6 protein-coding genes are annotated in these 5,383 nt (G+C 70.4%); 5 read left to right on the forward strand and 1 reads right to left on the reverse strand.

From position 1 onward, the window contains the following. Nucleotides 1-272, reverse strand: a 272-nt coding sequence (locus tag F3J10_RS34240) for an ATP-binding cassette domain-containing protein (RefSeq protein ID WP_205200584.1), incomplete at its 3' end; no start/stop codon positions are given. A 291-nt stretch (nt 273-563) separates the two neighbouring features. Here F3J10_RS34240 and F3J10_RS34245 point away from each other — a divergent pair. From F3J10_RS34245 to F3J10_RS34265, 5 genes are all read left to right on the forward strand, one after another. Next, entirely contained in the window at nt 564-1,625 is a 1,062-nt protein-coding gene (locus F3J10_RS34245; RefSeq protein WP_167243924.1) for an ABC transporter substrate-binding protein, read from the forward strand. A 17-nt stretch (nt 1,626-1,642) separates the two neighbouring features. Next, nucleotides 1,643-2,509 (forward strand): ABC transporter permease, encoded by an 867-nt coding sequence (locus F3J10_RS34250; RefSeq protein ID WP_167243925.1) that lies wholly within the window; start codon nt 1,643-1,645, stop codon nt 2,507-2,509. Between the two features lie 32 nt (nt 2,510-2,541). Continuing rightward, nucleotides 2,542-3,378, forward strand: coding sequence for an ABC transporter permease (locus F3J10_RS34255; protein WP_167243926.1), 837 nt, complete (start codon nt 2,542-2,544; stop codon nt 3,376-3,378). Next, nucleotides 3,375-4,220, forward strand: a complete 846-nt coding sequence (locus tag F3J10_RS34260; RefSeq protein ID WP_167243927.1) for an ABC transporter ATP-binding protein — start codon at nt 3,375-3,377, stop codon at nt 4,218-4,220. The genes F3J10_RS34255 and F3J10_RS34260 overlap by 4 nt, the downstream gene beginning before the upstream one ends. A 164-nt stretch (nt 4,221-4,384) precedes the next feature. Next, nucleotides 4,385-5,335, forward strand: a complete 951-nt coding sequence (locus tag F3J10_RS34265; RefSeq protein ID WP_167243928.1) for a TauD/TfdA family dioxygenase — start codon at nt 4,385-4,387, stop codon at nt 5,333-5,335. Nucleotides 5,336-5,383: the final 48 nt, after the last annotated feature.

The raw sequence follows: 5,383 nt of genomic DNA on the forward strand, positions 1-5,383 counted from the left end.
TCGATGGTCTTGCGGATCGCCTCGCCGCCCGGCACTTCGCCCACGCCGGTATGGCCGCTGCTGTCGCGCAGGATCACGACGTTGCGCGTGAAGAACGGGCCGTGCGCGCCGCTCAGGTTCATCAGCACGGTCGACTTGCCGGCGCCGTTCGCGCCCATCAGCGCGACCACCTCGCCCGCGCCCAGCACCAGGTCGACGCCGTCGAGCGCGCGCGTCGCGCCGAAACGCTTGAGCAAGCCGCGCGCCTCCAGCACCGGCGGCACCGCGCTCATGCGCCGGCTCCGGGCATGGATGCCCCGCGCCGGGCAAGGCTCGGCGCGGGTTGCGGAACAATCGGTGAAGGGGCGGCGCGGATCATCGAAGCGTTATACGGGCCATCCCGCGCGCGGCGCAACGAATCCGTTCTGCTATGCATATCAGCGGCACGCGGCATCGCGAAAGCAAATCAGAAATGCTTGTTTGCGTTCGGCCGGAACGCACGACAAGAATGAGCCGTCATCGAGCATCGTCGTCGATCAGTGCTCCTCTCCAATCACGCTAGCCCCAGCCGCCCTCGCCGATCCATGCCCATCCGCTTCCTGCTTCGCCTGTTGCTGCTCGCCACCCTCGCCCTGCCGGCCCTGGCCGCGCAGGCCGCCGTGCTCACCATTCGTATCGGCGTCGCCCAGCAGGGCGCGGGCGATCCGCCCACCTTCGGCGGCAGCGCCGGCGCCACGGTGCAGCAGCAGAAGCTGCTGGAGAAGGAATTCGAGCGCGACGGCATCCGCGTGCAATGGCTGTTCTTCAAGGGCGCGGGGCCGGCCGTCAACGAGGCGATCGCCGACAAGTCGATCGACTTCGCGCTGCAAGGCGACCTGCCCGCGGTGCTGGCGCGCGCCAACGGCCTGAACACGCACCTGATCGCGGCGGTGGGCGTGCGCAGCGGCATCAAGATCGGCGTGCCGACCGGCTCCGACATCCATTCGGTGAAGGACCTCAAGGGCAAGCGCGTGGGCATCTTCCGCGGCACCAACCTGCAACTCGTGATCGACAACGTGCTGGCCGCCAACGGCCTGGACGAGCGCGAGCTGCGCGTGATCAACCTCGATACCGCGAGCGCGCTGGCGGCGCTGGCCTCGAAGGGCATCGACGCCTCGGTCAACGACTACCATCTCTCGAAGCTGGTCGACAGCGGGCTGGCGAAGATCATCTACGAATCGCAGAACGACGGCCCGCAGTACACGCGGCAATCTCACCTGCTGGTGCTCGACGATTTCGAGCGCGCCCATCCCGAGCTGGTGCAGCGCGTGGTGAACGTGTTCGTGAGCGCCTCGCGCTGGGCCTCGGACGAGGCCAACCGCGACGCGCTGCTCGCGCAATGGGCGCAAAGCGGCATCCCGGTGTCGTCCTGGCAGGCCGAATTCCCGGCCGGCACGCTGAAGTCGCGCAACTCGCCGCTGCTGGACCCGTTCTTCGTGGCGCGCTACCAGGCGGTCGCCCAGGATGCGCTGAAGCTCAAGCTGATCCGCCGGCCGGTGGACGTGAACGGCTGGATCGAGCCGAAGTACCTCGACAAGGCGCTCGAGGCCCAGCATCTCGAGCACTACTGGCCGAGCTACGACGCCGCCGGCAAGCCGCGGGCCTGAGCGCCGCCGGAGCCATCATGAGCGATACCGCGATCCCGATCGGCAAGACCACCCGCCAGGACGACGGCGCCGCTGCCGCGCGCGGTCCGTTGCGCGTGCAAGCAAACCGGCGCCGGCTGGCGGCGCTTGCCTGGCATCTCGCGCCCTGGCTGCTGCCGGCGCTGCTGTTCGCGCTGTGGAGCATCGGCTGCGAGCGCGGCTGGATCGCGCCGCAGATCCTGCCGCCGCCGGCGATGGTCTGGCAGACGCTCGAGGAACTCGCGCGCAGCGGCGACCTGCTCGCCAATACCTGGATCAGCCTGCAACGCGTGCTGCTCGGTTTCGCGGCCGGCTCGCTGGCCGGCTTCGCGATCGGCGCCTGGCTCGGCATCTCGCGCACCGCCGAAGCCTATGTGCTGCCCAGCTTCAACGCCGTCGTGCAGATTCCCGTGCTCGGCTGGCTGCCCTTCCTGCTCCTGCTGGTGGGTGTGGGCGAGCCGCTCAAGATCATCCTGATCGCGCATGCGGCGCTGGTGCCGGTGGCGATGAGCACGCTGCAGGGCTTTCGCGAGGCGCCCGTCGCGCTCGACGAGGCCGCTCGCGTGTTCGGCTACAGCCGGCTGCAGCGGATCGTCCACGTGGTGCTGCCGGCCGCCGTGCCGACGCTGGCCACCGGCGTGCGGCTCGCCTTCACCAAGGCCTGGCTGGCGCTGGTGGTGGTCGAGCTGGTGGCTTCGTCCGAAGGGCTCGGTTACCTGATCGTGTATGGCCGGCAGTTGTTCCAGCTCGACCTGGTGATGGCGGCCGTGGTGATCGTCGGCGCGATCGGTTACGCGATCAATCGCCTGCTCGATGCGCTCGAAGCTCGCCTGCGGCGCGGCCGCGCCTCGGCGTTTCGCGGCTGAGCCTCGTCCTTCCCCAACCGGAGCCCGGCATCGTGTCCTCGTCCGCAACGCCTTCCGCAACGCCGGCCGCGCGCCGCCGGCCCGACCTGCGCGGCCTGGTATTGCCGGCGCTGGCCCTGCTCGCCTGGTGGGCCGTGGCGGCCGCCCGCCACGATCACGCGGGCCTGCTGGTCGGCCCCGACGCGGTGCTGCGCACGGCCTGGCAGCAAGTGACGAGCGGCGCGCTCGCGCGGGCGCTGTCGGCCTCGCTGGCGCGCGAGTTCGCCGGCTTCGCGATCGGCACCGCGCTCGGCCTGCTGCTCGGCACCGCCCTGGGCCTGTCGCGCATCGCGGCGCGCCTGATCGGGCCCAGCTTCGACACCTTCAAGCAGATCTCGCTGTTCGCCTGGATCCCGCTGATCTCGGTCTGGTTCGGGCTCGGCGACACCGCCAAGGTGGTGTTCCTCTCGCTGGCCGCGCTGCTGCCGGTCACCGCCCATACCTGCGACGGCATCCACGCGGTGCCGCGCGCCTATGTCGAGGTGGCGCGCACGCTGCGCTACACGCGCTGGCAGTTGATCCGCCATGTGCTGCTGCCCGCGGCGCTGCCCTCGATCTGGACCGGCCTCTATCTCGGCCTGATCTACTCCTGGCTCGCGACGCTCGGCGCCGAATACCTGCTGGTGGCCGGCAGCGGCATCGGCAACACGCTGATCGACGGCAGCGAACAGTTCCGCATGGACCTGGTGCTGTTCGGCATCATCGTGGTCGGCGTCACGGGCTGGGCGCTCAACGCCGGCGCGCGGGCGCTGGAGCGGCGCCTGCTCGCGCGCGGGCGCGCCACCTCCCGCGCATCGCTCGCCTCGTCGCCTTCACCGGAAACGCCATGACCCTCGCCCTCACCTCCGATTCGCTCGAACTGCTGCACGTGCGCAAGCGTTATGCGCAAACGGGCGGCCACCAGCCGGCCCTCGACGTGCTCGACGACATCTCGCTGCAGGTGCGCGGCGGCGAATTCGTCAGCATCGTGGGCGCCAGCGGCTGCGGGAAATCCACGCTGCTGCGCCTGATCGCCGGGCTCGACGTCAACTACGACGGCGAGATCCGTGCCGGCGGCGAGCGCGTGCGCGATACCTCGCTGCAACGCGGCATCGTGTTCCAGGACCATCGTCTGTTCCCCTGGCTGACGGTCGCGCAGAACGTCGAGGCGGCGCTGCGCAATTCGCCGCTCGATGCCCGCGCGCGGCGCGCGGCGGTGGCCGAGCACATCGCGCTGGTCGGCCTGGCGGGATTCGAGGCGGCCTATCCGAACCAGCTCTCGGGCGGCATGGCGCAGCGCGTGGCGATCGCGCGCGGGCTGGTGAACCGCCCGCGCCTGCTGCTGCTCGACGAGCCGTTCGGCGCGCTCGATGCGCAGACGCGCACGCGCATGCAGCACGAGTTGCAGCGGATCTGGGAACAGGAGCGCATCACCATGATCCTGGTCACGCACGACGTGGACGAGGCGGTCTGGCTGGGCGATCGCGTGATCACCATGGCGCCGCGCCCGGGCCGCATCGCGCGCATTACCGAGGTTGCGCTGCCGCGTCCGCGCGAGCGGCATGGCAGCGCCTTCGCCCGGCTGCGCGACGGCATCCTCGCCGAGCTCGGCGACGACGAGGCCGCCGCGCGCACGGCGCCGCCGCCGCGCGAGGCGCCACGGCCGGCGGGCGGCTGGCGGCTCGCCTGGTAGGCGCGGCGCTTCATCGCCACGCCTCACCGCCACGCTTCGTCGCCGCGGCGATATGGATTGCCTCGATTCGCGAGCTATCGATACGAGGATTCGTCAGTTCAGTTTTGCGCTCGCGGCTGCTTGAATAACCGAACCGATCCCCACCCACCGAAGGAGAGCTTCCGATGTCCGACGTGCAGATTGCCCACTCGTCCCCGCGTGCCGCGCCCTTGTCCGCCCGTGCCGTCGATACGCCGCTCGCGCTGCGCCGCGTGGCCGGCCGCATCGGCGCGGAAGTTTCGGATTTCGAATTGTCGGCCGACATCGACGAGACGCGTTTCGCGGCCCTGCTCGATGCGCTGCATACCCACAAGGTGCTGTTCTTCCGCGGCCAGCACCATCTCGATGACGCGGCCCAGGAAGCCTTCGCGCGCCGCTTCGGCCAGAGCGTCGCGCATCCGACCGTGCCCTCGGTGGACGGCACCGCCGCCCTGCTCGAACTCGATTCGCAGCACGGCGCGCGCGCCAATTCCTGGCATACCGACGTGACCTTCGTCGATGCCTACCCGAAGGTGTCGATCCTGCGCGCGGTGGTGATCCCGCCGGCCGGCGGCGACACCGTCTGGGCCAACACGGCCGCCGCCTACCAGCACCTGCCGGCGCCGCTACGCGCGCTGGCCGACACGCTGTGGGCGATCCATACCAATGCCTACGACTACGCCGCCTCGCACGTGAACGCCGATGCCGACCAGCTCAAGCGCTATCGCGAGGTGTTCACCTCCACCGTCTACGAAACCGAGCATCCGGTGGTGCGCGTGCATCCCGTCACGGGCGAGCGCACCCTGGTGCTCGGGCATTTCGTGCAACGCATCAAGGGCCTATCGACGGGCGAATCGGCGCATCTGCTGCAGGTGCTGCACGAGCACGTGACGCGCCTGGAGAACACCGTGCGCTGGAACTGGCGCGAGGGCGACGTGGCGATCTGGGACAACCGCGCGACCCAGCACTACGCCATCAACGACTACGGCGACGCGCGCCGCGTGGTGCGCCGCGCCACCGTGCACGGCGACGTGCCGGTCAGCGTGGACGGGCGCCACAGCGTGGTGCTGAAGGGCCCCGGCGCCACCCTGCAATGACGCGGCGGCCGGGCGGCCCGGGCGCCACGCAGCATCGCCCGGCCGCTC

Source organism: Burkholderia sp. Cy-637 (assembly GCF_011753175.1).
In the GTDB taxonomy this organism is placed as follows: Bacteria; Pseudomonadota; Gammaproteobacteria; order Burkholderiales; family Burkholderiaceae; genus Burkholderia; species Burkholderia gladioli.

What these genes read in the sequence shown, in the direction of transcription:
- F3J10_RS34245 (WP_167243924.1), top strand. Translation starts at nt 564, where the DNA reads ATGCCCATCCGCTTCCTGCTTCGCCTGTTGCTGCTCGCCACCCTCGCC.
- F3J10_RS34250 (WP_167243925.1), top strand. Translation starts at nt 1,643, where the DNA reads ATGAGCGATACCGCGATCCCGATCGGCAAGACCACCCGCCAGGACGAC.
- F3J10_RS34260 (WP_167243927.1), top strand. Translation starts at nt 3,375, where the DNA reads ATGACCCTCGCCCTCACCTCCGATTCGCTCGAACTGCTGCACGTGCGC.
- F3J10_RS34265 (WP_167243928.1), top strand. Translation starts at nt 4,385, where the DNA reads ATGTCCGACGTGCAGATTGCCCACTCGTCCCCGCGTGCCGCGCCCTTG.